Below are 26,238 nucleotides of genomic sequence, written 5' to 3' on the forward strand. Positions count from 1 at the left end.
ATGTCGAAAACGCCACACGAGGCGCCCGCACTCACCGCTCACGAGGATCACCCCGGCTGGCGAGCCTATCTGAACACGCACATGCTGATCTGCGTGTTCCTGGGCTTCACGTCGGGCCTGCCGCTGTTCACGCTCGTCTACCTCGTGCAGGCATGGCTGCGCTCCGAGGGCGTGAACCTGAAGGAGATCGGCCTGTTCGCGCTGATCCAGTTCCCGTATACGTGGAAGTTCCTGTGGGCGCCGCTGATGGACCGCTACCTGCCGCGCCTGCCCGGCTGGCAGCCGGGCCGCCGGCGCGGCTGGATGCTGCTCACGCAGGTGCTGGTCGCGGGCGCGATCGCCGCGCTCGGCTTCGTGTCGCCGCGCGATTCGATCTGGACAGTTGCCGCGCTCACGACGCTCGTCGCGTTCTTCGGCGCGAGCTCCGACATCGTGATCGACGCTTACCGCCGCGAGCTGCTGCGCGACACCGAGCAGGGCCTCGGCAACGCGGTGCACGTGAACGCGTACAAGCTCGCCGCGCTGATCCCCGGCTCGCTGGCGCTGATCCTGTCCGATCACATGCCGTGGGACGTCGTGTTCGCGATTACCGGCGCGTTCATGCTGCCGGGCATCCTGATGACGCTCGTCGTGCGCGAGCCCGAAGTGGTCGGCGCACCGCCGCGCAACCTGCGCGACGCGATCGTGCTGCCGTTCCGCGAATTCATCCAGCGCGACGGCTGGACCGGCGCGCTGCTCGTCATCGCGTTCATCTTCCTGTTCAAGATCGGCGACACGATGGCCACCACGCTGTCGACGTCGTTCTTCCTCGACATCGGCTTCACGCGCACCGAGATCGGCATCGTCGCGAAAACCACCGCGCTCGTCGCGAGCGTCGCCGGCGGCATCATCGGCGGCATCTGGCTCGTGAAGATCGGCATCGGCCGCGGGCTGTGGATCTTCGGCGCGCTGCAGATGGTGTCGACGCTCGGCTTCGCGTGGCTCGCGCAGCTCGGCCCCGGTTCGCCCGTGCTCGCGGTACTCTACGACTTCACCGTTTCGGCAAGCCATGCGATCGCCTCGGCGCTGTCGGTGTTCGGCATTGCCGTCGCACCGCAATTCAGCCCGATGACGGTCGCGCTCGCGATCGTCTACGGCGTCGAAACCTTCACGACGGGCCTGACGATGGCCGCGTTCGTCGCGTATATCGCCAGCACGACCGACCCGCGCTACACGGCCACGCAGTTCGCGCTGTTCACGAGCCTCGCATCGGTGCCGCGCACGCTCGCATCGGCTGCGAGCGGCTTCATCGTCGCGAAGATCGGCTGGTTCGACTACTTCATCGTGTGCACCGCGCTCGCGATTCCCGGCATGCTGCTGCTGTTCAGGATCGCGCCGTGGAACGGTGCCGCACGCAACGGCGAGGCCAGCCGTGCTCAGTAGCCGCCTGCACCGCGTCGCGCGCGTTACGGCTTCGCTGAGCGTCGGTGCCGCGGCACTCGCCGCGGGGTTCGCGCACGCGGCCGACGCCGGCTCGACCGCGGCGGGCTCCGCGCCGGCCGCTGCGCAGGCAACGTCATCCACGCCGGCGACTTCCGCCGCGCCCGTCCCGCCGTCCGCCGCCGAAGCCGCGCAGCCGACCGGCGCCGCCGTGTCGGCGAAGGCGTATACGCCGACGCCGCAGCAGGTCCGCTACGGCAACGAGATCGCGTTCCGCACGCTGCTTCCGTCGCCACTGCTCGAGCAGCTCACCGGGAACGAATACGCGCAGATCGTGCAGGCGGCCGCCGACAGCAACCGTCTGCTCGGCGCGAACCAGCCGCGCGTGAAGCGTCTGCGCGCGATCGTCGCGAAGCTCGCGCCGTACTCGGTGAAGTGGAACGATCGCGTGAAGAACTGGGCGTGGGACGTCAACGCGATCCGCTCGCGCGACATCCGCCTGACTTGCCTGCCTGGCGGCAAGGTGCTCGTGTACGGCGGCCTGCTCGAGCGCATCCGCCTGAACGACGACGAGCTCGGCGTGCTGCTCGCGCACGGCATCGCGCACGCGCTGCGCGAACACGCGCGCAGCAACTTCAGCGCAACCTCGCAGACGTCGCTGCGCGCGGCTACGCTGCCGCCGCTGTTCGGCGTCGGCGATCCGCTGCCCCAGGCACTGAACCTCGGCGAGCGCCTGCAGGCGCTCCGTTACGACCCGACCGACGAGACCGAAGCCGACGTGATCGGCGGCGACATCGCCGCACGCGCGGGCTTCGATCCGCGCGCGGCGATCACGCTGTGGGACAAGCTCGCGGTCGCGACACGCGCGAACAAGGCGTCGGGCTTCATCTACACGCACCCATACAGCACGGCCAGGCGCCAGGATCTGCTGAACCGCCTGCCGGACCTGATGCCGCTGTACGCGAAGGCTACGGCCAAGCGCATCGACACGCTGCCCGACTACGCGGGCATCAGCGCGCAGCGACGCAAAATCGTGCGGCGCTGAGCGGCGCGCGACGCCGATCGTCATGCGCCGACATCCGCCGCGGCCGGCCTGGCCGACGCTGCGCCCGCCGGACGGCTGCCGCTCTCGCGCATCCAGCGCACTTCGTCACCCGGGCTGCGGCCGAACAGCCGCTTGAACTCGCGGCTGAACTGCGACGCGCTCGCATAACCGACGCGGGCAGCGGCCGTGCCGGCGCCGACTCCGTCCTGCACCATCATCAGCCGTGCCTGGTGCAGCCGCGCCGCTTTCACGTACTGCATCGGCGACGTCGCCGTCACGTGCTTGAACTGCGCGTGGAACACCGCGAGGCTCATCCCGGCCTCGCGCGCGAGCGTCTCGACGTCGAGGTCGGCCTTCAAGTCGACGTGAATGCGCCGCAGCGCCTTCGCGATGCGGCCGAAGTGATGCTGCTGCACGAGCGCCGCGCGGATCGCGTCGCCCTGCGCGCCCGTCAGCACGCGATACGCGATCTCGCGCATGATTGCCGGCCCCAGCACACGCGTGTCGTGCGGCGACGCGAGCGCTTCGAGCAGCCGCACCACCGCGTCGGCCAGCGGCGCGTCGAGCGGCGTCGAATAGACGCCGAGCGGCTCGCTGACGGCCGCGCCGAGCGTCTCGTCGAGCAGGATCGCGAGCTCGGCGATCACCGCGAGATCGACGCGGATCGAGATCGCGAGAAACGGCTCGTCCATGCTCGCGAAGGTCTCGCATTCGAACGGTAGCGGCACCGACAGCACCAGATACTGCTGCGCGTCGTAGACGAACGAGCGGTCGCCGAGATAGCCGAGCTTGCGCCCCTGGCACACGACGATGATGCTCGGTTCGTACAGCACGGGCATGCGCGGCACGGGACGGCTCACGCGGATGAAGCGCACGCCGTCGAGCGCCGCGAGCGTGTCGCCCTCGTTCGGCGCGAGGCGCGTGTGCAGCTCGATCATGCGGCGCTGCACGCGCTCGCCCGTGTCGGCGAAAAGGGGCTGGAAGCTCATCGGCGTGGTCCTGTCCGGCAAGAGAATCTGGCTCGAAATGTAGCACCTTGAATACGTTTTGACGGCCGTTCGCGTGCAATTCGAGAGGAATAGGCAAATCTTCCAGACCTTCGTGTATTTCGCCGCGGCGCCGCGCTCCTTACGATGACGTCCTGCCTCGCCGCATCGCCACATGATGCGACGGCAGTCTGTTTCGCCGGATATCCATCCCGGACAAGGAGCCCCCTGCATGAGCACAACCTATGCCTACGCGGCGACCGATTCGCAATCGCCGCTCGCCCCGTTCGAATTCCAGCGTCGCGCGCTGCGCGATCTCGACGTCCAGATCGACGTCCTCTATTGCGGCGTCTGCCACTCGGACCTGCACCAGGCCCGCAACGAATGGCGCAACACGATCTATCCGGTCGTGCCGGGCCATGAAATCGTCGGCCGCGTGACCGCGACCGGCCCGCAGGTATCGCGCTTCAAGGTCGGCGAGCTGGTCGGCGTCGGCTGTCTCGTCGATTCGTGCCGCACCTGCGCGAGCTGCGCCGACGGCCTCGAGCAGTATTGCGAGAACGGCTTCGTCGGCACCTACAACGGCCAGGATCGCGTGACGGGCGACGTCACGTACGGCGGCTATTCGACGCAGCTCGTCGTCGACGAGGCGTTCGTGCTGCGCGTGCCGGAGACGCTCGACCCGGCCGGCGCCGCGCCGCTGCTGTGCGCGGGGATCACGACCTACTCGCCGCTGCGGCAGTGGAACGTCGGCCCCGGCAAGAAGGTCGGCATCGTCGGCCTCGGCGGGCTCGGCCACATGGGCGTGAAGCTGGCGCGTGCGATGGGCGCGCATGTCGTGCTGTTCACGACGTCGCCGTCGAAGATCGACGACGGCAAGCGCGTCGGCGCGCACGAAGTCGTGATCTCGAAGGACGCAGCGCAGATGAACGCGCACCTGAACAGCTTCGACTTCATCCTGAACACGGTCGCCGCGCAGCACGACCTGAACCCGTTCCTGAACCTGCTGAAGCGCGACGGCACGATGACGCTCGTCGGCGCGCCGGAGCACGACCATCCGTCGCCGCAGGTGTTCAACCTGATCTTCAAGCGCCGCCGCCTCGCGGGCTCGCTGATCGGCGGGATCGCGGAAACGCAGGAAATGCTCGACTTCTGCGCTCAGCACGGGATCACGTCGGATATCGAAACGATTCCGATGCAGCAGATCAACGCCGCCTACGAGCGGATGCTGAAGAGCGACGTGAAGTACCGGTTCGTGATCGACATGGCATCGATCAAGCACTGAGCGTTGCCGGGCGGCATGCACGATCGCCGCGCCGAAGCAAAAACGAAACGGGCCGCATGTTCGACATGCGGCCCGTTCTGCATCCGGCGACCGGATGGTTCGACCGCTACGCGCATTGCGTAGCGCCGGCGGTCACTTCTTGTAGTCGTAGTCCACCGTCAGCGGCGCATGATCGCTGAACTTGATGTCCTTGAAGATCGACGTGCTCTTCGCGGTGCCGGCCACGCCCGGCGTCGCGATCTGGTAGTCGATCCGCCACCCGACGTTCTTCGCGTACGCCTGGCCGCGGTTGCTCCACCACGTGTACTGCTCGGGACGCTGGTCGAGCGTGCGGAACACGTCGACATAACCGACGTCGTCGAACAGCTTCGTGAGCCACTCGCGTTCCTCCGGCAGGCAGCCCGAGTTCTTCTGGTTGCTCTTCCAGTTCTTGATGTCGATTTCCTTGTGGACGATGTTCACGTCGCCGCACAGGATCACTTCGCGCTTCTTCTTGAGCTGCGCGAGGTGCGGCATGAACTCGTCCATGAAGCGGTACTTCGCCTGCTGGCGCTCTTCGCCGCTCGAGCCGGACGGCACGTACACCGACACGACCGACAGCTTGCCGTAGCGCGCCTCGACGTAGCGCCCCTCGGAATCGAATTCGCTGCTGCCGAAGCCGATGATCACGTCGTCGGGCTCGTGGCGGCTGTACACGCCCGCACCGCTGTAGCCCTTCTTCTCGGCGTGGTGGAAATAGCTCCTGAAGCCGTGCGGCTCGACGAATTCGGTCGGCAGGTCGTCGGCCGATACCTTGATTTCCTGCACGCACACGCAATCGGCGTTCTGCTCGCCGAGCCAGTCGAAGAAGCCCTTCTTCGCGGCGGAGCGGATGCCGTTCAGGTTGGCGGTAATCACTCGCATCATGTCGGGTTCCGTTCAGTTCGATGTTTTACAGGGTGGCAGCTTAACGGATCTTCACGCCTTCGAGTTCGGGCTTCGGCGGCGGGAATTCCAGCTTCATGTCGGTCATCGTGCGCAGCAGCAGCTCGGCGATCATCACGTTGCGATGCGTCTTCGAGTCCGCCGGGATCACGTACCACGGCGCATGCTCGGCCGACGTCGCGGCGAGCGCGTCGCGGTACGCGGACTGGTACGCGTCCCAGTGCTTGCGCGCGTCGAGATCGGCGATGTCGAACTTCCAGTGCTTGGTCGGATCGTCGATGCGCGCCTGCAGCCGCGCGCGCTGCTCGTCCTTCGAGATGTGCAGGAAGCATTTGACGATCGTCGTGCCGTTCTCGGAGAGCATCGTCTCGAAATCGCGGATCTGCCGGTAGCGGCGCTCGCATTCCTTGCTGTCGATCGTATCGAGCACGCGCGGCACGAGCACGTCTTCATAGTGGCTGCGATTGAAGATCGCGAGCTCGCCCGCGGCCGGCACCTGCGCGTGCACGCGCCACAGGAAATCGTGCACGGCTTCGATCGGCGTCGGCGCCTTGAACGACACGACGCGCAGGCCGAGCGGATCGACCTCGCGGAACACCGCGCGCACGGTGCCGTCCTTGCCGCTGGTATCCATCCCCTGCAGCACGAGCAGCACGCGCTTCTGCTGCTGCGTGTGCAGGCGCTCCTGCTGCACGTCGAGTTCGGTCGACACGGCCGACAGCCGTTCGCGGTCGGCCTCCTTCGAACCGGACGAGAACGGCTTCGCGGCCGGGTCGAACGCATCGAGCTTGAATGCGGCGGCTTCCTTCTCGCGCGTGCTGTACGGCACGCGGAAATCGTCGAGCGACGGTTGTTTCGCCATTCGTTCCTCCGTTGGGCGGTGTGATGCATACGATAACGCATCCACCAAACGCGACGGGCCGCCCCGAACAGGTTCGGGGCGGCCCGTCGTCAAGCGCGGCTCACGCGCGCGATCATGTTCAGCCGAGCTTCTTCTTCAGCAGTTCGTTGACCTGCTGCGGATTGGCCTTGCCCTTCGTCGCCTTCATCGCCTGGCCGATCAGCGCGTTGAACGCCTTTTCCTTGCCCGCGCGGAATTCCTCGACCGACTTCGCGTTCGCCGCGAGCACCTCGTCGATGATCGCTTCCAGCGCGCCGGTGTCGGAGATCTGCTTCAGCCCCTTCGCGTCGATGATGCGGTCGGCCGCGCCTTCGTCGTCCGCCTTCTCGTCCCAGATCGTCGAGAAGATTTCCTTCGCGATCTTGTTCGAGATCGTGCCGTCTGCGATGCGCTGCAGCACAAGTGCAAGCTGGGCCGCCGACACCGGAATCGCGTCGATCTCGATGCCGTCGCGGTTCAGTTGCGACGACACGTCGCCCATCAGCCAGTTCGCGGCGATCTTCGCGTTCGCCGCGCCGGCCTTCGCGACCACGGCCTCGAAATACGCGGCCATCGCCTTGCTCGACGTCAGCACGCCCGCGTCGTACGCGGACACGCCGTACTGCTCGACGAAGCGCTGCTGCATCGCGGCCGGCAGCTCGGGCATCCCGGACTGCACGCGCTCGATCCAGTCCTGGCCGATCACGAGCGGCATCAGGTCGGGGTCGGGGAAGTAGCGGTAGTCGTGCGCGTCTTCCTTGCTGCGCATCGAACGCGTCTCGCGCTTGTCCGGGTCGTAGAGGCGCGTTTCCTGCACGACTTCGCCGCCGTCCTCGATCAGCTCGATCTGGCGGCGCACTTCGTAGTTGATCGCTTCCTCGAGGAACCGGAACGAGTTCAGGTTCTTGATTTCCGCGCGCGTGCCGAACTTCTCCTGGCCGACCGGGCGCACCGACACGTTCGCGTCGCACCGGAACGAGCCTTCCTGCATGTTGCCGTCGCAGATGCCGAGCCATACGACAAGCGCGTGCAGCGCCTTCGCATAGGCCACGGCTTCGGCCGCGCTGCGCATTTCCGGTTCGGTGACGATCTCGAGCAGCGGCGTGCCGGCGCGGTTCAGGTCGATCCCCGTCATCCCGGCGAAGTCTTCATGCAGCGACTTGCCCGCATCTTCCTCGAGGTGCGCGCGGGTCAGGTTGACCGTCTTCTCGTACGCTTCCTTGCCGGCCTTTTCGTTGGCGGGCACCTGGATCGTGATCTGGCCGCCCTGCACGACCGGAATCTCGTACTGGCTGATCTGATAGCCCTTCGGCAGATCCGGGTAGAAATAATTCTTGCGCGCGAAGATGCTGCGCGGCGCGATGGTCGAGCCGATCGCGAGACCGAAGCGGATCGCGCGTTCGACCGCGCCGCGGTTCAGCACCGGCAGCACGCCCGGCAGCGCCAGGTCCACCGGGCACGCCTGCGTGTTTGGCTCGGCGCCGAACTGCGTCGACGCGCCCGAGAAAATCTTCGAGACGGTCGACAGTTGCGCGTGCGTCTCGAGACCGATGACGACTTCCCATTGAGTAGCCATATGCTTACACCCCCGCCGGAACTTGCTTGTGCCAGTCGGTCGCGCGCTGGAACGCGTCGGCGACCTGCAGCATCCGGGCTTCGTTGAAATAGTTGCCGATGATCTGCAGGCCGACCGGGCGCTTTGCGTTCGCGCCCGCGCCGAAGCCGCACGGCACGCTCATGCCGGGCAGGCCGGCGAGGCTCACCGACAGCGTGTAGATATCCGCGAGATACATCTGCACCGGATCGTCGCCCTTCGCGCCGAGATCCCATGCGACCGTCGGCGATGCCGGGCCCATGATCACGTCGCAGGACTCGAACGCTTCCTGGAAATCCTGCGCGATGATGCGGCGGATCTTCTGCGCCTGCAGGTAGTACGCGTCGTAGTAGCCGTGCGACAGCACGTACGCGCCGACGAGAATCCGGCGCTTCACCTCGGGGCCGAAGCCTTCGGCGCGCGACTTCTTGTACATGTCGAGCAGGTCGCCATACTGCGCGGCGCGATGGCCGAAGCGCACGCCGTCGAAACGCGACAGGTTCGACGACGCCTCGGCCGGCGCGATCACGTAGTACACGGGGATCGACAGTTCCGTCTTCGGCAGCGACACGGGCACGAGCGTCGCGCCGAGCGCTTCATATTGCTTCAGTGCCGCGTCGATCGCCGCGCGCACGTCGTCGGCGAGACCGTCGCCGAAATACTCGTTCGGCAAGCCGATGCGCAGGCCCGCGAGCGGCTTGCCCGCATCGTTGCCGGCCGCCCACGGCTGGCCGAGGTGGCGCGTGAAATCCTCGTCGTCGCGCTCGAGGCTCGTCGAGTCGCGCTCGTCGAAACCGGCCATCGCGTTGAGCAGCAGCGCGCAGTCGGACGCGCTCTGCGCCATCGGGCCGCCCTGGTCGAGCGACGACGCGAACGCGATCATCCCGTAGCGCGACACACGGCCGTAAGTCGGCTTGATGCCCGTCACGCCCGCGAACGACGCGGGCTGGCGGATCGAGCCGCCGGTGTCGGTGCCGGTCGCGGCCGGCGCGAGGCGCGCGGCGACGGCAGCCGAGCTGCCGCCCGAGCTGCCGCCCGGCACCGCGTTCGTGTCCCACGGGTTCTTCACCGCACCGAACGCCGAATTCTCGTTCGACGAGCCCATCGCGAACTCGTCCATGTTGGTCTTGCCGAGCGTGACCATGCCGGCCGCCTGCAGGCGGGCGACGACGGTCGCGTCGAACGGGCTTTCATAATTCGCGAGCATCTTCGAGCCGGCGGTCGAGCGCCAGCCGCGCGTGACGAAGACATCCTTGTGCGCGATCGGCAGGCCGGTCAGCGCGCCGCCCGCGCCGCGCGCGAGTTCGGCATCGGCGGCTTTCGCCTGCGCGAGGGTCAGATCGGCGTCGACGTGGACGAACGCGTTCAGGCCGCGCGCGGCGTCGATCCGTTTCAGGTAGAGCTGCGCGAGCTCGACGGCCGAGCATTCCTTGGCGGCGAGCGCGGCGCGCAGTTCGGTCAGGCTTTTTGCGTGCATTGAGTGGTTTTCCTGGGAATTCTGGGTGGCGCGCGGCGCTGGCCGGCGCGCTTGTCGTCGAATGCTTACTCGATCACCTTCGGCACGAGATAGAGACCGTCCTGGACGGCCGGCGCCGGGCGCTGGTTGTCGTCGCGATGGACGATTTCCGTCACGGCGTCGTCGCGCAGGCGCTGCGCGACTTCCTGGATCTGTTCGATCGGGTGGGCGAGCGGCGCGATGCCGGCGGTGTCGACCGCCTGCATCTGCTCGACGAGGCCGAAGAATTCATTGAGCTGGCCGAGCATGTGCTCGGCGTCGGCGTCGGCCATTTCGAGTCGCGCCAGGTGCGCGATGCGTTTCACATCGGTCAGGGTCAGGGCCATGCGATCACCGGAAAAAACAAGGCTGCGCAGCGCATTGAAAGCAGCGCTGCTGCGGGGGGTTGGAGGGTGCGATCCCACCCTCAAAAATCGGGACTGAAGCGGCAAAAATACCGCCCGTTTCGATTCAAATACCGTGAAATTATAAGGTATCATTACGCGTTCGACCCAAACCCGGCAGCCTTTTCCCGCACCGTTTCGCCCCACTTCGGCAAGCCGTGCGTGCTTCGTGCGATCCCCGGTAGACATCACTCGCAGCTTCGTGCGCCGCGGCGGCCGCTTCCGCCACGCTTCCCGAGGCTGTTATTTTTTCCGCTGCCCGCCCTCAGCGTTCGCTATGCAGGGCCGGCCCAGAGCGAAACAGGATTCTGAATGTTCGGTTTTTTGCGCAGCTACTTCTCCAACGATCTCGCGATCGATCTCGGCACCGCAAACACCCTGATCTACATGCGCGGCAAGGGCATCGTGCTCGATGAACCGTCCGTCGTGTCGATTCGTCAGGAAGGCGGCCCCAACGGCAAGAAGACGATCCAGGCGGTCGGCAAGGAAGCCAAGCAGATGCTCGGCAAGGTGCCGGGCAACATCGAGGCGATCCGCCCGATGAAGGACGGCGTGATCGCCGACTTCACCGTCACCGAGCAGATGATCAAGCAGTTCATCAAGACGGCGCACGAGTCGCGCATGTTCTCGCCGTCGCCGCGCATCATCATCTGCGTGCCGTGCGGCTCGACCCAGGTCGAGCGCCGCGCGATCAAGGAAGCCGCGCACGGCGCCGGCGCATCGCAGGTCTACCTGATCGAGGAGCCGATGGCGGCCGCGATCGGCGCGGGCCTGCCGGTGTCGGAAGCCACCGGCTCGATGGTCGTCGACATCGGCGGCGGCACGACGGAAGTCGGCGTGATCTCGCTCGGCGGCATCGTGTACAAGGGCTCGGTGCGCGTCGGCGGCGACAAGTTCGACGAGGCGATCGTCAACTACATCCGCCGCAACTACGGGATGCTGATCGGCGAACAAACGGCCGAGGCGATCAAGAAGGAAATCGGCTCCGCGTTCCCGGGCTCCGAAGTCAAGGAAATGGAAGTGAAGGGCCGCAACCTGTCGGAAGGCATTCCGCGCAGCTTCACGATCTCCAGCAACGAAATCCTCGAAGCGCTGACCGATCCGCTGAACCAGATCGTGTCGTCGGTGAAGATCGCGCTCGAACAAACGCCGCCGGAACTCGGCGCCGACATCGCCGAACGCGGGATGATGCTGACGGGCGGCGGCGCGCTGCTGCGCGATCTCGACCGCCTGCTCGCCGAAGAAACCGGCCTGCCGGTGCTCGTCGCGGAAGATCCGCTCACCTGCGTCGTGCGCGGTTCGGGCATGGCGCTCGAGCGCATGGACAAGCTGGGCAGCATCTTCTCGTACGAGTGATCGTCTAGGCAGTTTCTTGACATGACGCACCTGCGGCGTGGCCGGATCGCTCGTTCAGAACGAACCGCCGCGCCGTTTGCGCGTCTGAGCATCATTTAACCGATCACACGCGCCCGGCGCCGACCATGGAATACAGTCCGCCGCCCCTCTTCAAGCAAGGTCCGCCCGCGCTCGCGCGGCTCATCTTCTTCGTTGCCCTCGCCATCGCGCTCCTCGTGTCGGACGCGCGCTTCAGCACGCTCGAAATCGTTCGCGGCGTGCTCGGCACCGTGCTCTATCCGCTGCAGCGCGCGGCGCTCGTGCCGCGCGACCTGTTCATGGGCGCGGCCGACATCGCCGTCACCGGCTCGTCGCTGCGCCACGAGAACGACGACCTCCGCAAACGCAACCTGCAACTGTCGACGCAAGCCAACCAGGCCGCCGTGCTCGCGCAGGAAAACATGCACCTGCGCGCGGTGCTCGAGTTGCGCCAGCACATCGCGACGCAATCGACGCCGGTCGAGATCCAGTACGACACGAGCGATCCGTTCACGCAGAAGATCGTGGTCGGGCAAGGTTCGCAGCAGGGCATCCAGAACGGCGCGCCCGTGGTCAGTGAGGACGGCGTGGTCGGCCAGGTCACGCGCGTGTTCCCGCTGCAGTCCGAAGTCACGCTGGTCACCGACCGCGATCTCGCGATTCCGGTGCAGGTGCTGCGCACCGGACTGCGCAGCGTGATCTACGGCACGCCGAAGGGCGATTCGCTCGACCTGCGCTTCGTGCCGACGAGCGCGGATCTCGTCGTCGGCGACGAGCTCGTCACGAGCGGCCTCGACGGCGTCTATCCACCCGGCCTGCCGGTCGCGAAGGTCGCGCGCGTCGACAAGCTCGCCGATACCGCATTCGCGCGCGTGACGTGCGCGCCGGTCGCGGCCGTGCGCGGCGCGCGCCAGATGCTCGTGCTGCATTACCAGAACGACATCCCGCCGCGCCCGGTCGAGCTCGAACCGGCCGCCGACAAGAACGCGAAGGGCGGCAAGAAGGGCGCGAAAGCCGCCGCGAAGGGCGAGAAAGCCGACAAGGCCGACGCGAACGCAAAGCCGGCCGCCGCCGCCCAGCCCGGCGCGAAGCCCGCGCCGGCTGCGCCCGCCGCTCCCGGCAAGCCCGACGCCGCGCCCGCGAAGCCCTCGGCCGGGCAACCAGGAGCCCAGCGATGAACCGCCCGCAATACATCCTGCAGCCGGTCAATCCGTACTTCATCGTCTTCAGCCTCGCCGCCGCATTCCTGCTGAACCTGATGCCGTGGGGCCGCCTGCCCGGCGTGCCCGACTTCGTCGCGCTCGTGCTGCTGTTCTGGAACATCCACCAGCCGCGCAAGGTCGGGATGGGCGTCGCGTTCGCGCTCGGCATCCTGATGGACGTGCATGACGCTGGGCTGCTCGGCGAGCACGCGCTCGCATATACGCTGCTGTCGTACGGTGCGATCACGATCCACCGCCGCGTGCTGTGGATGCCGATCGGCGTGCAGGTGCTGTATGTCACGCCGCTGCTCGTCGTCGCGCAGCTCGTGCCGTTCGTGATCCGTCTCTTGATGGGCGCCGCGTTCCCGGGCTGGCGCTACCTGGTCGACGGCTTCGTCGAGGCCGCGCTGTGGCCGATCGCGAGCCACCTGCTGCTGATGCCGCAACGTCGCCCGGTCGATCCGGACGACACGCGCCCCATCTGAGCCGGACGACCTTGAATACCCGCCGCCCCCAAACCCGCCGCGCGCTGCGCTCCGGGGCGGCACCTCGCCCGCCCGCGCGCGGGTCGGATAGACGCTCAACCGCATGACCGAATTCAACGACACCCAACAGCAGCTCTCGAAGTTCCGCCTGCGCGTCGCGGCGGCGGGCGTGTTCGTGTTCGTCTGCTTCGGGCTGCTCGCGAGCCGCTTCTTCTACCTGCAGCTGATGCAGCACGGCAAATACGCGCTGCAGGCAGAGGAAAACCGCATCTCGGTTGCGCCGATCGTGCCGAACCGCGGGATCATCACCGACCGCAACGGCGTGATCCTCGCGAAGAACTATTCGGCGTACACGCTCGAGATCACGCCGTCGAAGCTCGACGACACGCTCGACAACACGATCGACAAGCTGTCCGAGATCATCCCGATCGACGCACGCGACCGCCGCCGCTTCAAGAAGCTGCAGGAAGACTCGAAGAACTTCGAGAGCCTGCCGATCCGCACGCGGCTCACCGACGCGGAAGTCGCGCGCTTCACCGCGCAGCGCTTCCGCTTTCCCGGCGTCGACGTGCGCGCGCGGCTGTTCCGCCAATATCCGCTCGGCACGACGGCCGCGCACGTGATCGGCTACATCGGCCGGATCTCGAAGCGCGACCAGGATCGCATCGACGCGATGAGCGACGACAACGACAGCGACCAGGAAAACTACGATCCGCGCCGCGACGCGAACAACTACAAGGGCACCGACTACATCGGCAAGATCGGCGTCGAGCAGAGCTACGAGACCGAGCTGCACGGGCTGACCGGCTTCGAGGAAGTCGAGGTGACGGCCGGCGGCCGGCCCGTGCGCACGCTGTCGCGCACGCAGGCGACGCCCGGCAACAACCTCGTGCTGTCGCTCGACATCGGGTTGCAGCAGGTTGCCGAGCAGGCGTTCGCCGGCAAGCGCGGCGCGCTCGTCGCGATCGAGCCGAAGACGGGCGACGTGCTCGCGTTCGTGTCGTCGCCGAGCTTCGACCCGAATTCGTTCGTCGACGGCATCGACCAGCAGACCTGGGACGAGCTGAACAACTCGACCGACAAGCCGCTCCTGAACCGCCCGCTGCACGGCACCTACCCGCCCGGCTCGACGTACAAGCCGTTCATGGCGCTCGCGGGCCTGACGCTCGGCAAGCGCTCGCCGGGCTGGGGATTCCAGGATCCCGGCTACTTCACGTTCGGCGGCCACACGTTCCGCAACGACGTGCGCTCGGGCCAGGGCTGGGTCGACATGAACAAGGCGATCATGGTGTCGAACGACACCTACTTCTACATGCTCGCGCGCGACCTCGGCGTGAACGCGATCGCGAACTTCATGAAGCCGTTCGGCTTCGGCCAGATCACCGGGATCGACATCCAGGGCGAGGCGCGCGGGATCCTGCCGTCGACCGACTGGAAGAAGAAGGCGTTCAAGAAGCCCGCGCAGCAGAAGTGGTTCGACGGCGAGACGATCAGCCTCGGGATCGGCCAGGGCTACAACTCGTTCACGATCCTGCAGCTCGCGCACGCAACCGCGACGCTCGCGAACAACGGCGTCGTGATGAAGCCCCACCTCGTGAAGGAAGTCGAGGATCCGATCACGCGCGGGCGCCGCCTGACCGTGCCGAAGGAAAGTGAAACCATCCCGCTCAAGCAGGCCGACATCGACGTCGTGAAGCGCGGGATGGAGAACGTGATCGAGAACCCGTCCGGCACCGCGTACAAGGTGTTCCGCGGCGCACCGTATCTCGCCGCCGGCAAGACCGGTACCGCTCAGGTGTTCTCGCTGCAGGGCTCCAACTACAAGGGCCACCTGCTCGCCGAGCATCTGCGCGACCACGCGCTGTTCATCGCGTACGCGCCGGTCGACCATCCGCAGATCGCCTTGGCGCTGGTCGTCGAGAACGGCGGCTGGGGCGCGCAGGCCGCGGGCCCGATCGCGCGCCGCGTGCTCGACTTCTTCCTCGTCGAGCGCCAGAACCCGCAGAACGAAGCCGCGGCCGTGGCTGCCGCGGCGTCGGCGACCGAACCCGTGAATGCACCGGTGATCGGCGATGCGAACAAGCCCGCCGCCGTCGCGGCCGGCTTCAAGGCGCTGCCGCAGCCCGTCGTGCCGACCGCGGCCAGCGCGGCAGATGCGGCATCGGCCGCGTCGGCACCCGATGCGTCGGGTGCGGCCGGTACAAACGCAGCGCAGCCGGCCAACGCGAGCGCCGCGGCGCCGATGGCCGCGAGCCTGCCGCCGATCCGGCGCCCGCACCGGCCGCGCCGGCCCGCCAGCGATGCGCAGCCGCTCGTCGCCACGCCGCGGGACGACAACCACCGTGCGACGGCCCCCGCGAAAGCGGCGGACGCCGGCACCGCTCATTAACGGAGAAAGGCATGCAATTCGACAAGCGCGCCTGGCTCGACAAGATCAAGCAGATGTTCGCGGGCTTCGACCGCCCGCTCGCCCTCATCGTGTTCCTGCTGCTGTGCGTCGGCATCGTCACGCTGTACAGCGCGGCGATCGACATGCCGGGCCGCGTCGAGGACCAGTTGCGCAACATCCTGCTGACGTTCGTGCTGATGTGGGTGATCGCCAACATCCCGCCGACCACGCTGATGCGCTTCGCGGTCCCGCTCTATACGTTCGGGGTCGCGCTGCTGATCGCGGTCGCGCTATTCGGGATGACGAAGAAGGGCGCGAAGCGCTGGCTGAACGTCGGCGTCGTGATCCAGCCGTCCGAGATCCTCAAGATCGCGACGCCGCTGATGCTCGCGTGGTACTACCAGCGCCGCGAAGGCGGGCTGCGCTGGTACGACTTCCTCGCCGCGTTCGGGATCCTGATGGTGCCGGTCGGACTGATCGCGAAGCAGCCCGACCTCGGCACGGGCCTGCTCGTGTTCGCGGCCGGCTTCTTCGTGATCTACCTCGCCGGCCTGTCGTTCAAGCTGATCGTGCCGGTGCTCGTCGCGGGCGTGATCGCGGTCGGGTCGATCGCCGTGTTCGAGGACCGCATCTGTCAGCCCGAAGTGCAGTGGCCGCTGATGCACGACTACCAGAAGCACCGCGTGTGCACGCTGCTCGACCCGACCTCCGACCCGCTCGGCAAGGGCTTCCACACGATCCAGGCCGTGATCGCGATCGGCTCGGGCGGCGTGCTCGGCAAGGGCTACCTGAAAGGCACGCAGGCGCACCTCGAATTCATTCCGGAGAAGCACACCGACTTCATCTTCGCGGTGTTCTCGGAGGAATGGGGGCTGGTCGGCGGGATCGTGCTGCTGACGCTGTACATGGCGCTGATCGCGCGCGGGCTCTATATCGCCGCGCAGGGCGCGACGCTGTTCGGCCGCCTGCTCGCGGGCTCGCTCACGCTCGCGTTCTTCGTCTATGCGTTCGTCAACATCGGGATGGTGAGCGGCGTGCTGCCGGTCGTCGGCGTACCGTTGCCGTTCATGAGCTACGGCGGCACCGCGCTCGCGACGCTCGGCATCGCGATCGGGATGATCATGAGCGTCGGGCGACAGCGGCGGCTGATGAAGAGCTGACCGCGCGGCAAAGAAGAACGGCGCCCCGGCGCCGTTTTTTCATCGTGCGTTTCGAACGCGGCAACGCGGCGCGGCGCCCGCTCACTGCGGTGCCGCGCGCGGGCTCCCCGGCTCAGCACCGACGCCCGACGCCGGCCCCTGCGCCTTCAGCCGCGCGCTCAGCTCCTTGAATTTCAATCCGGCCGTCTCGTCGCCCTGCGCGGCCGCCGCCGCGTAATAGGCCCGCGCGATGTTCAGGTTCTGCGCCACGCCGTCGCCGCCGCGCTCGTAGAACGACGCGGTCACGTACTGCGCGGTCGGCTCGCCCGCATCGGCGGCCTGCTTGTACCATGCGAACGCCTGCCGGTTGTCGCGCGGCGTGCCGCGCCCGTCGAGGAACTGGTTCGCGAGCGACAGCTCGGCCTGCACGTGCCCCTGCTTCGCCGCCCGCAGGAACCAGCGATGCGCTTCGGCCGGATTGCGCGCGACGAACTCGCCGTCGTCGAACATCCGGCCGTACACGTACTGCGCATGCGACATGTTCGCGTCGGCCGCGCGCTTCAGCCAGCGCAACCCTTCGTCGACGTTCGCCGTCACGCCTTCGCCCGTCAGCAGCATCATCGCGTAGTTGAACTGCGCGAGACGGTCGCCGCGCTCGGCCGCGTCGTGGAACTGCACCAGCGCCGCGCGATAGTCGCCGGCGTTGTAGTCGGCGACCGCCGATTGCGTCTCGCGCGACGGATCGGGCTTCGCTTGCGGCGCGCCCTGCGCGGCCGCCGCGACACACACGGCCCACAGGCCGAGCATCGCGCCGAACCGCCAACGCACACCGGTCGCACCCCGCGCGCGCCGGCAAGACGCGCCATCGCCACCGTTCATGACCGTACCTCCTGCAGCGCTTGCCGCGTCGCACGCAGCAGCCAGCTCACGTCGGCCGACAGCGTGATCATCCGGTAGCCGGCCTCGCGGTACTGCCGCGCGCCCGCCGTGTCGCCCGCGAAAATGCCGACCGCGACGCCGGCCTGCTTGCCGGCCGCGAGCACGCGCGCCATCGCGGTTTCGACGTCCGGGTGGCGGATGTCGCCGAGATGCCCGAGGCTCGCCGCGAGATCGGCCGGGCCGATGAACAGGCAATCGACGCCGGGCGTCGCCGCGATCCGCTCGACTTCGTCGACGCCGCGCGCCGATTCGATCTGCACGATCACCGCGACCTGCGCGTTCGCCGTCTGCAGGTAATCGCGGCGCATGCCGAACGCCGCCGCGCGCACCATGCCCGCAACGCCGCGCAGCCCGTCCGGCGATTCCGGCGACGGGAAGCGCGTGAGCCGCACCGCGTGCGCGGCGTCGTCGGGCGTCTCGATGCACGGAAACATCAGCGTGCGCGCGCCGGCGTCGAGCGCGCGCTTCACGAGCCACGGCTCGCGTGCCGGCACGCGCACGACGGGTTCGCTCGGCAGGTGCGCGGCGGCGATCGCGCGCAACTGCGCCACGACGTCGCGACTGTCGTTCGGCGCGTGCTCCATGTCGATGCAGAGCCAGTCGTAGCCGGCGTGCGCGAGCGCTTCCGCGACCGAGTCGCTGCCGAGCGACAGCCACAGGCCATACAGCGGCTCGTCGCCGTCTCGCAGGCGTTGTTTGAGGGAATTGGTGAGCGTGCTCATCGATACGGCCTCCTGGACGGAACGGCAATCGAACGGGACAAGCATCAGGCGAAGCGGGGCGCAACACGCCGGGCAGCACAGCGCGGCGGCGCCAGACCGCGCCCTTCAACGTCAGTCGGCCGTAGGTGGCCGATCTGACAGCGCGGGCCGCGCGACCGCGCAAGGGTGCGTTTTACGGTGCCACGCAACGATCATAGCGCGGCGTTGCGCGGAATGTGGGAACGGACGGGGAGCAGCGCCGGCGCGGGACAGGGCCGAAGGGCACGGTGACGGGCAGCCCGCGCCGGCCGGCGGGGCTGCCGGGAAGGCAGGATCAGCGGCCGGGCTGGCGCTCGACGTCGGCCCAGCAGTTCGGGGTTTCGTACAGGCGCACGCGCTCGAGGCGCAGGTTCACGCCGTAGTGCGCGTCGTACACGTTCGCGAGGAGGTCGAACGCGATCGCGGCGAGGTTCTCGACGGTCGGGATCCGGTCGATCACGACGGTCTTGTGGTCGGCCATCTGTTCGAGGAACGAGCGCACGACGTCGTCGCGCGCATAGACCAGGAATGCATGGTCCCACTTGCTGACGAGGTGCTCCATCGCGAGCGCCTTCACGTCGGCGAAATCCATCACCATGCCGCGGTCGGGAGCGCCCTCGGTATCGACGAGATCGCCGCGCAACGTGATTTCGAGCACGTAGCGATGGCCGTGCAGGTTCCTGCACTGGCTGCGGTGATCGGGAATGCGGTGGCCCGCGTCGAATTCGAGTTTTCGGGTAATCAGCACGATGTCAAAGGCCGTGGCTCAGGGAATGTTCAGATATTTGTGGGTCTGCATCGACAGGCGCCACTGCGGATGACGCTTGCACCAGTCGATCGCGAGCTTCGTATTGAGGTCGCGCGACGGGCCGTCCATCGGCTGGACGAGGAAATACTCGAAGTCGAGCTTCGCATAATCGGCCAGCCGCTGGTTGTCCTGCGGGATCACGACCTTCAGTTCGTTGCCCTTCGTGACGACGAGCGGCGCGTCGGCCTTCGGGCTCACGCAGATCCAGTCGATCGATTCGAGCACCGGCAGCGAGCCGTTGGTCTCGATCGCGATCTCGAAGCCGGCCGCGTGCAGCGCGTCGACGAGCGGCTGGTCGAGCTGCAGCATCGGCTCGCCGCCCGTGCAGACGACGAAGCGGTGCGCTTCGCCGTCCGGCCACAGGCCGGCGATCGTCGCGACGAGCGCTTCGGCGTCCTTGAACTTGCCGCCGTTCTCGCCGTCGGTGCCGACGAAGTCCGTATCGCAGAAGCGGCACACGGCCTCTTCGCGATCCTCTTCGCGGCCCGACCACAGGTTGCAGCCGGCGAACCGGCAGAACACGGCCGGCCGGCCCGCGTTCGCGCCCTCGCCCTGCAACGTGTAGAAAATTTCCTTGACCGCGTAAGTCATCGTCCGTCGTCCGGCTCGCGCCGCTCGTTGTCGATCAGAATCCGTTATTCATCAAGCGCTGCCGGCGCAGCCGCGTCACAGCGGCGCTTCGGTCACCCGCTCGCCCTTCAGGTAGGCCTCGTAGCCGCGCTTGCGCAGCTTGCAGGCCGGGCACTCGCCGCAGCCGAAGCCCCAGTCGTGCAGTTCCGCGCGCTCGCCCACGTAGCACGTGTGCGTCTCGACGCGGATCAGTTCGACGAGCGCCTCGCCGCCGAGCTGTTCGGCGAGTTGCCACGTCTGCGCCTTGTCGAGCCACATCAGCGGCGTCTCGAGCACGATGCGCGTATCCATCCCGAGATTCAGCGCGACCTGCAGCGCCTTCATCGTATCGTCGCGGCAGTCGGGGTAGCCCGAAAAATCGGTCTCGCACATCCCGCCGACCAGCACGCGCAGCCCGCGGCGATACGCGATCGCCGCGGCGATCGTCATGAACAGCAGGTTGCGGCCCGGCACGAACGTGTTCGGCAAGCCGCTCGCCGTCGTCTCGATCTCGATCGTGCGCGTCATCGCGGTATCGCTGATCGCGCCGAGCACCGACAGGTCGATCATGTGATCGTCGCCGAGCCGGTCCGTCCACGCGGAAAAGTCGCGCTTCAGCGCTTCGCGCACGCCTTCGCGGCATTCGAGCTCGACACGATGTCGCTGGCCGTAATCGAAGCCGAGGGTCTCGACCGTCTGGTAGCGTTCGAGGGCCCACGCCACGCACGTGGCCGAGTCCTGCCCGCCGGAAAACAACACGAGCGCGCCGTCTTTAGCGTCTGTCCGAATCACCGTGATACTCCGTGAATGTGTAGGCTCGCGTCGCGCTGCGCCCCGGGGCCGGCTGCCGCCGGGCGGCCCGACGCGTACCGGCCTGCGCCGGCTCGACCAGTATAGGCAGCGCGGTCGGCCGCGAACGCGGCGGAGCGCTTATACCGCCCATCGCGCGGCATCGTTGCCGCGCGTCACGGCGGCGCATCACTGGCAGCCTGCCGTGCGCATGCAACGATGCGCTAAGTCATTGAGCGGGAACGGATTTTATCATGCCTGCGCGAATGCTGCCGCGCACGCGATGCCCACCACAAACGAAAAACCCCAAGAACCTTCCGATTCTTGGGGTTGGAACTGCTGGTGGCCTGGGACGGAATCGAACCATCGACACGCGGATTTTCAATCCGCTGCTCTACCAACTGAGCTACCGGGCCAACGAAGAATGAAAGTATATCGAGCTTTCCCCACCTGCTCAAGCGTTTTCGCAAAAAAATTTATACCGCGCCTTCGGACGGCTTCTTGCCCAACTCGACGCCGAGCTGCTTGAGCTTGCGATACAGGTGCGTGCGCTCGAGGCCCGTCTTCTCCGCGACGCGCGTCATGCTGCCGTTCTCGCGCGCGAGGTGATATTCGAAGTACGCGCGCTCGAACGCATCGCGCGCTTCGCGCAACGGGATGTCGAACGGGATCGCGGCCGTCTGCCCCGCGAGGCCGAGCGCCGCCGCCATGTCGTCGCCGAGCGTCGGCAGCGCAGCCGCGGATGCAACCGCCGCGGGCCCCGCTGCCTGTCCGGCGCCCCCCTTCGCCGCCGCGTTGGCGGACACCGGCGCCGCGCCGCGTGCGAGACCGTGCTCGACGGACTTCAGCAGCTTCTGCAGCGCGATCGGCTTCTCGAGGAAATCGAGCGCGCCGATCTTCGTCGCCTCGACGGCCGTGTCGATCGTCGCGTGCCCGGACATCATGATCACGGGCATCGTCAGCAGCCCCTGCGCCGCCCATTCCTTGAGCAACGTGACGCCGTCGGTATCGGGCATCCAGATATCGAGCAGCACGAGATCGGGCGCCTGATTCAGCCGGTATTCCCGCGCGGCCTGCGCGTTCTCCGCTGCCTCGACGACATGTCCTTCATCGCTGAGGATCTCCGAGAGCAATTCCCGGATGCCCATTTCATCATCTACCACCAGGATGGTTGCCATTTACGCTGCCCTTGTCTGCTCACTTGCTTTTGTCTTAGCGGGGGTCGTCCCGCCCTGCGCGCCCGGTTCGGCGCCTGGCGCATCGCTCGCCATCTGCAGGAACAGGATCGACACCTGCGCACCCTCGACGGTCTCGCCGTGCATGCGATTGCGCAGATCGATCCGCGCACCGTGCTCGTCGACGATCTTCTTGACCGTGGCCAGCCCGAGCCCCGTGCCCTTCGCCTTCGTCGTCACGTAAGGCTCGAACGCGCGGGTCAGGATGCGTGCCGGAAAACCGGGCCCGTTGTCGGACACGGTAAGACGTACCGCGACGCGCGTTTTGCCCTCGGCGTCGGGATCGCCATATTCTACTGTCTTGGTTTCGATCAACACACGCGGATGCTCGGCTTCCGCGACCGAATCCTGCGCATTCTGCAGCAGGTTGTGTATCACCTGGCGCAATTGCGTCGCGTCGCCGCGAATCACCGGCAGCGATGGCGCGAGCTCGGCGACGATCGGGCTCTTGCCTTCGCCGACGCCGTACAGCCCGAGCACCTCGCTCGCCAGTTCGTTCAACTGCAGGTTCGCGAGCACCGCCGGCGGCGTGCGCGCGTATTCGCGGAAATCGTCGACCATCCGCTTCATCGCGGCCACCTGGTTGACGATCATCGTCGCGCCGCGCTTGAGCACATCCGCGTCGGACGGTGCGAGCTTGTCGGACAGCTTCATCTGCAGCCGCTCGGCCGACAACTGGATCGGCGTCAGCGGATTCTTGATCTCATGCGCGAGCCGCCGCGCGACCTCGCCCCACGCAACCGAGCGCTGCGCGGAAATCACGTCGGAAATGTCGTCGAATACCACGACGTAACCGGACGTCTGCGGATCGTCGGCCTGCCCCTCGACCGTCGACACGAGGCGCGCGCCGCGCACGAGCAGTGTCAGCGGTTCCGTTTCGCCCGGCATCTCGATCGCGAACTGCTGCTGCCAGTGGCCTCGATCGCCGCTGCCGCCGTCGGATGCCGCCTCGCGATCGGCGAACGCCTTGCGCACCATCGCGCCGAATCCCGCCGCAACGCCGATCTGGTCGAGCGTCGTGCCGATCAGCGCGTTGAACGGCTGCCGGAAGATTCGCTCGGCGCCGCGGTTGGCCGTCGTCAGCCGGAACTGGCGGTCGAGCACGAACACGCCGGCCGTCAGGTTCGCGAGGATGCTCTCGAGATACGTCTTCGAATGCTCGAGCGCGATGCGGTTCTTCTCGACCGCGAGACGCGCCTCGGACAACTGGCGCGTCATCGCGTTGAACGACTGCGTGAGGAAGCCGAGCTCGTCGCGCGTCTTGATCTCGCGCTTCGGCGTGTAGTCGCCTTCCGTGATCTCCTTGGTGCCCTGCGCGAGCAGGAACAGCGGCCGCGCGAGCTGCTGGCCGAGCGCGAGCGCGAGCATCATCGCGATGAAGGTCGCGAGGAACAGCGCGAGCGTCAGCGTGCCGATGTACATCTTGCGCAGGCCCGTGCGGCCGAGCGCTTTTTCCTGATACTCGCGGTACGCGCGCTGCACGGCGTCCGCGTTGTGCGCGAGCGTCGGCGGCACCGGCTGCGTGAGCTGCAGGAAGCGTTCGGCCGGCTGCAGCAGCGACGTCGTCGCATCGGGAATCGGCCGCACGACGCGCAGCCGAAGCGCGCCCTTCGCGCCGTGCGCGCGCGGGTCGCCGTCGACTTCGCCTTCGATCGCCGCGTATGTGCCGTGTTCGCGCGCCTGGCTCAGCATCAGCGGCGTCGGCAGGTCGTCCGGAATCAGCGCCGCGAAATTGCCCGACGCCTGCGCGACGATGTGCAGGTCGGGCGCCGCGCCCGAACCGCCGCGGCTCGGCTCGACGATCGTCGCGTCCTGCACGCCGAACTGGTCGCGCAGCCGTAGCAGCGTGAGCGTCGTGCCGTTCGTGTTCGCGTCGACGCTCGCGAGCTGGTCGGACATCAGTCGCGCCTTCGTCTGCAGATCGGACAGCGACGCATCGAGCATCCCGCGGCCGAGATTCAGGCCGGCCGTCAGCGCCGTCTCGACGTTCACGTCGAACCACGACTCGATGCTGCGCGACACGAACTGGTACGACACGATGTAGATGATCCCGCCCGGCACCACGCCGACGAGCGCGAAGAACACCGCGAGCTTCGCGAGCAGCCGCGTGCCGAACTTGCCCTTCCTAAGGCGCACGACGATCATCCCGATCAGCCCGAGCACCACGAGCAGGAACACCAGCGCGACGACGATGTTGGTCGCGTACAGCCACGAGTAGTAGCGATCGAAGAATTCGGTATTCGCGCTCGCGGCCGCGAGCAGCACGAGCAGCAGCAACGCGGTGAACGCGACGGTCGAGACGATCACGCGAACGAGGAGGCTCTTCCCGCTGGCCGCGCGGCGCACTTTATTTAGCACGTTCGGTCACCGTGAAGTTGAAGCGCTTCCAGTCCGACCCGAGCGTCCAGTCGCGATTGTTCACGGCGTCGACCTGGAACGGCTTCGGCATCAGCGCCGTATCGAGCTGCATCCGCACCGACGCCATGTAGGTTTCCCCCAGGCGCACCTGGTTGCGGTCGATCACGTGCCACGACGTGATGTGCCTGACGACCGCGAGCGCATCCTTCAGCGACGGGAAGCCGAGCTGCAGGCCGCCCGTCGACACGCGGTATTCGCGCGTGAGCGGCTGGAACGACAGGCGGATCGTCTGCGTCACCGACACCGGCTGCTCGTCGAACCAGTACCAGCGCGCGCGGCTCAGCTCGAAGTCGGTCGTGAAGTAAAGCGGGATGCCCTTGTTGACGGCATCTTCGAGGTTCGGATTCAGCTCGAAATCGAAGCGGGCATCGAGGCTCCAGCCGCTTCCGTCGGCCTGGAGCGACGCGCGCTGCACGGCGATCGACTGGGCATGCGCCGGCCGGGCGACGGCCAGGCACAGCGTCAACGCGACCATCAGGACGGCCGCGAGCCGAAGTGAAAAAAGGTGTTTGATCGTCACCGTTTCTGAAACCGCGCGTAGAAAAATCCGTCGTGATCGGTGTTCTGGTCGAGTGCGCCGGCGGCAGCCCCTCCCTGCACTGCGCCCGGCAGCAGCTGGCCGGGGGCGTCCAATCGTACCGCATCTTCACAGACCGCTTCAAACCAGCGGGCCTGCAACTCGCCCTCTTCGGGGAAGATCGAGCAGGTCACGTAAAGCAATTCGCCGCCCGGCTTCACGAGCGGCCACAGCGCCGACAGGATGCGGCGCTGTTCCGCGACGAGCGCCGGGATGTCGGCCTCGCGGCGCAGCCAGCGAATGTCGGGATGCCGCCGCACGATGCCCGATGCCGAGCACGGCACGTCGGCCAGGATGCGGTCGAACGGGCGCCCGTCGTACCACGCGCCGGGCGCACCCGCATCGCCGACACGCACGTCCGCTGCGAGCGACAGGCGCACGAGGTTCTCGCCGATGCGCGCCGCGCGCGTCGCGTCGCTTTCGAGCGCAACGACTTCCGCATCGGCCAGCTCGAGAATGTGGCCGGTCTTGCCGCCGGGCGCCGCGCATGCGTCGAGCACGCGCATGCCGTCGCGCGCGCCGAGCCATTCGGCCGCGAGCTGCGCGCCGGCGTCCTGCACCGACACCACGCCGTCGGCGAATCCCGGAATGCGCTCGACCGGCAGCGCCGATGCGAGCCGCACCGCATGCCGGCCAATCGCAGTCGCGTCGATCCCGCTCGCGCGCAGCGTGTCGAGATACGCGTCGACGCTCGCGCGACGCGCATTCACGCGCAGCGTCAGCGGCCCCTGGCGCTCGCCGGCCGCGAGGATCGCCTGCCATGCGTCGGGCCATGCGCGCTTCACCGCATCGACCCACCATGCGCGGTAATTCCAGCGCGCAACGGCGTCGTCCTGCATCGCAGCGACGAGCACGTCGCGCTCGCGCAGGAAGCGGCGCAGCACCGCGTTGACCAACCCCTTCGCGAATGCGTATTCGCGGCGCGCGCCGATCACGGTCACGGCCTGGTCAACCACCGTGAACGCCGAGTATGCGGCATCGTCCGCCGGATCGAGCAGCAGCGCGAGCGCGCCGGCGAGCACCGCGTTCACGTGCGCGGGCGGCGCCTTGCTGACGAGCCGGCCGATCAGCCAGTCCACGCTGCCGAGGCGACGCATCGTCCGGTACGCGACGTCCTGCGTCGCGCCGCGCGCGAGCGCCTGCGCACCGGACGCCATCTGCGCGAATACCGCCGAGAGCGCTGCCGGCAGCGCAGTGCCGCGCCGTACCGCGTCGACCGCCTGCGCGGCCGCGTCGAGTGCGAAGCCGAGCGAATCGGGCGCAAGATGCGGCGCGGACAGGCGCGCCGGGCGGCCGGAAGAAGACGGAGCGGAAGAACGGGTTCGTGTCATCGGAGCGGAATCGGCAAACAAGCGCAGCTAACAAATGCGGCAAACGGCGGGATTGCGGCGGCCGCGCGGCCCTGCGATCCCAAACCGCGCATTGTAGCGTGCGACCATGCGGCCCCTTTGGCCCCTTTGGCCGCTTTAGGGCGCGCACAAATGAAACACCCCGCAGCGCGA

23 protein-coding genes and 1 tRNA gene are annotated in these 26,238 nt (G+C 67.4%); 8 read left to right on the forward strand and 16 right to left on the reverse strand.

Translation table 11 applies throughout. From position 1 onward, the window contains the following. Positions 1-1,422 carry an AmpG family muropeptide MFS transporter gene (locus FPJ27_RS35115; protein WP_072437597.1) on the forward strand — a complete coding sequence of 474 codons (1,422 nt, stop codon included), beginning with the start codon at positions 1-3 and terminating at the stop codon, positions 1,420-1,422. Next, positions 1,412-2,464 carry a M48 family metallopeptidase gene (locus FPJ27_RS35120; protein ID WP_204425019.1) on the forward strand — a complete coding sequence of 351 codons (1,053 nt, stop codon included), beginning with the start codon at positions 1,412-1,414 and terminating at the stop codon, positions 2,462-2,464. The genes FPJ27_RS35115 and FPJ27_RS35120 overlap by 11 nt, the downstream gene beginning before the upstream one ends. Before the next feature lie 20 nt (positions 2,465-2,484). Here the strand turns inward: FPJ27_RS35120 and FPJ27_RS35125 are convergent, their stop codons facing one another. After that, positions 2,485-3,453, reverse strand: coding sequence for an AraC family transcriptional regulator (locus FPJ27_RS35125; protein ID WP_204425021.1), 969 nt, complete (start codon positions 3,451-3,453; stop codon positions 2,485-2,487). A gap of 229 nt (positions 3,454-3,682) precedes the next feature. Here FPJ27_RS35125 and FPJ27_RS35130 point away from each other — a divergent pair, with 229 nt between their 5' ends. After that, the gene (locus tag FPJ27_RS35130; RefSeq protein WP_204425027.1) at positions 3,683-4,735 is read left to right on the forward strand and encodes an NAD(P)-dependent alcohol dehydrogenase; all 1,053 of its coding nucleotides are present in this window, start codon (positions 3,683-3,685) and stop codon (positions 4,733-4,735) included. A 132-nt stretch (positions 4,736-4,867) separates the two neighbouring features. On the opposite strand, the gene FPJ27_RS35135 is transcribed toward FPJ27_RS35130, so the two are convergent. The 5 genes from FPJ27_RS35135 to gatC all read right to left on the reverse strand — a co-directional run bounded on the left by FPJ27_RS35135 (position 4,868) and on the right by gatC (position 9,975). After that, the gene (locus FPJ27_RS35135) at positions 4,868-5,641 is read right to left on the reverse strand and encodes an exodeoxyribonuclease III (protein ID WP_072437600.1); all 774 of its coding nucleotides are present in this window, start codon (positions 5,639-5,641) and stop codon (positions 4,868-4,870) included. Positions 5,642-5,681: 40 nt separating this feature from the next. Continuing rightward, entirely contained in the window at positions 5,682-6,521 is an 840-nt protein-coding gene (locus tag FPJ27_RS35140; RefSeq protein WP_072437601.1) for a polyphosphate kinase 2 family protein, read from the reverse strand. Between the two features lie 118 nt (positions 6,522-6,639). Continuing rightward, on the reverse strand, positions 6,640-8,115 hold the full coding sequence (gatB, locus tag FPJ27_RS35145; protein ID WP_204425030.1) for an Asp-tRNA(Asn)/Glu-tRNA(Gln) amidotransferase subunit GatB: 1,476 nt from the start codon (positions 8,113-8,115) through the stop codon (positions 6,640-6,642). A gap of 4 nt (positions 8,116-8,119) precedes the next feature. Then, positions 8,120-9,610, reverse strand: coding sequence for an Asp-tRNA(Asn)/Glu-tRNA(Gln) amidotransferase subunit GatA (gene gatA, locus FPJ27_RS35150; protein WP_072437603.1), 1,491 nt, complete (start codon positions 9,608-9,610; stop codon positions 8,120-8,122). Positions 9,611-9,675: 65 nt separating this feature from the next. Beyond that, positions 9,676-9,975, reverse strand: a complete 300-nt coding sequence (gatC, locus tag FPJ27_RS35155; RefSeq protein ID WP_072437604.1) for an Asp-tRNA(Asn)/Glu-tRNA(Gln) amidotransferase subunit GatC — start codon at positions 9,973-9,975, stop codon at positions 9,676-9,678. 369 nt (positions 9,976-10,344) lie between these two features. Between gatC and FPJ27_RS35160 the strand changes: the two genes are divergently transcribed. The 5 genes from FPJ27_RS35160 to rodA all read left to right on the forward strand — a co-directional run bounded on the left by FPJ27_RS35160 (position 10,345) and on the right by rodA (position 16,642). Continuing rightward, positions 10,345-11,388 (forward strand): rod shape-determining protein, encoded by a 1,044-nt coding sequence (locus tag FPJ27_RS35160; RefSeq protein ID WP_004189550.1) that lies wholly within the window; start codon positions 10,345-10,347, stop codon positions 11,386-11,388. A 125-nt stretch (positions 11,389-11,513) separates the two neighbouring features. Next, a complete protein-coding gene (gene mreC / locus FPJ27_RS35165; protein WP_072437605.1) occupies positions 11,514-12,584 on the forward strand; it encodes a rod shape-determining protein MreC in 1,071 nt (356 codons plus the stop codon). Next, positions 12,581-13,093: a rod shape-determining protein MreD gene (gene mreD / locus FPJ27_RS35170; RefSeq protein WP_006482567.1), complete on the forward strand. Its 513-nt coding sequence runs from the start codon at positions 12,581-12,583 to the stop codon at positions 13,091-13,093. The genes mreC and mreD overlap by 4 nt, the downstream gene beginning before the upstream one ends. 103 nt (positions 13,094-13,196) lie before the next feature. Next, positions 13,197-15,482, forward strand: coding sequence for a penicillin-binding protein 2 (mrdA, locus tag FPJ27_RS35175; protein ID WP_204425038.1), 2,286 nt, complete (start codon positions 13,197-13,199; stop codon positions 15,480-15,482). An 11-nt stretch (positions 15,483-15,493) separates the two neighbouring features. Then, entirely contained in the window at positions 15,494-16,642 is a 1,149-nt protein-coding gene (gene rodA, locus FPJ27_RS35180) for a rod shape-determining protein RodA (protein WP_034179347.1), read from the forward strand. Positions 16,643-16,723: 81 nt separating this feature from the next. Here the strand turns inward: rodA and FPJ27_RS35185 are convergent, their stop codons facing one another. The 10 genes from FPJ27_RS35185 to rsmB all read right to left on the reverse strand — a co-directional run bounded on the left by FPJ27_RS35185 (position 16,724) and on the right by rsmB (position 26,067). Then, on the reverse strand, positions 16,724-17,500 hold the full coding sequence (locus tag FPJ27_RS35185; protein ID WP_204425040.1) for a tetratricopeptide repeat protein: 777 nt from the start codon (positions 17,498-17,500) through the stop codon (positions 16,724-16,726). Further along, entirely contained in the window at positions 17,497-18,282 is a 786-nt protein-coding gene (locus tag FPJ27_RS35190) for an aldolase/citrate lyase family protein (protein ID WP_204425042.1), read from the reverse strand. The genes FPJ27_RS35185 and FPJ27_RS35190 overlap by 4 nt, the downstream gene beginning before the upstream one ends. 313 nt (positions 18,283-18,595) lie before the next feature. Further along, positions 18,596-19,048 carry a 6-carboxytetrahydropterin synthase QueD gene (gene queD / locus FPJ27_RS35195; RefSeq protein ID WP_006477472.1) on the reverse strand — a complete coding sequence of 151 codons (453 nt, stop codon included), beginning with the start codon at positions 19,046-19,048 and terminating at the stop codon, positions 18,596-18,598. A gap of 18 nt (positions 19,049-19,066) precedes the next feature. After that, positions 19,067-19,699 (reverse strand): 7-carboxy-7-deazaguanine synthase, encoded by a 633-nt coding sequence (queE, locus tag FPJ27_RS35200; RefSeq protein ID WP_072437609.1) that lies wholly within the window; start codon positions 19,697-19,699, stop codon positions 19,067-19,069. Between the two features lie 75 nt (positions 19,700-19,774). After that, a complete protein-coding gene (queC, locus tag FPJ27_RS35205; protein ID WP_034179351.1) occupies positions 19,775-20,509 on the reverse strand; it encodes a 7-cyano-7-deazaguanine synthase QueC in 735 nt (244 codons plus the stop codon). 337 nt (positions 20,510-20,846) lie between these two features. Next, a tRNA-Phe gene (locus FPJ27_RS35210) sits at positions 20,847-20,922 on the reverse strand. 60 nt (positions 20,923-20,982) lie between these two features. Further along, entirely contained in the window at positions 20,983-21,684 is a 702-nt protein-coding gene (gene esaR, locus FPJ27_RS35215; RefSeq protein WP_034179352.1) for a response regulator transcription factor EsaR, read from the reverse strand. After that, complete coding sequence (esaS, locus tag FPJ27_RS35220; RefSeq protein ID WP_072437610.1) at positions 21,685-24,099, reverse strand: sensor histidine kinase EsaS; 2,415 nt, start codon at positions 24,097-24,099, stop codon at positions 21,685-21,687. Further along, the gene (locus tag FPJ27_RS35225) at positions 24,089-24,679 is read right to left on the reverse strand and encodes a DUF4390 domain-containing protein (protein WP_072437611.1); all 591 of its coding nucleotides are present in this window, start codon (positions 24,677-24,679) and stop codon (positions 24,089-24,091) included. The genes esaS and FPJ27_RS35225 overlap by 11 nt, the downstream gene beginning before the upstream one ends. After that, a complete protein-coding gene (gene rsmB, locus FPJ27_RS35230) occupies positions 24,676-26,067 on the reverse strand; it encodes a 16S rRNA (cytosine(967)-C(5))-methyltransferase RsmB (RefSeq protein ID WP_204425044.1) in 1,392 nt (463 codons plus the stop codon). The genes FPJ27_RS35225 and rsmB overlap by 4 nt, the downstream gene beginning before the upstream one ends. Between the last annotated feature and the right edge of the window lie 171 nt (positions 26,068-26,238).

Source organism: Burkholderia sp. MS455, assembly GCF_016899445.1.
In the GTDB taxonomy this organism is placed as follows: Bacteria; Pseudomonadota; Gammaproteobacteria; order Burkholderiales; family Burkholderiaceae; genus Burkholderia; species Burkholderia pyrrocinia_C.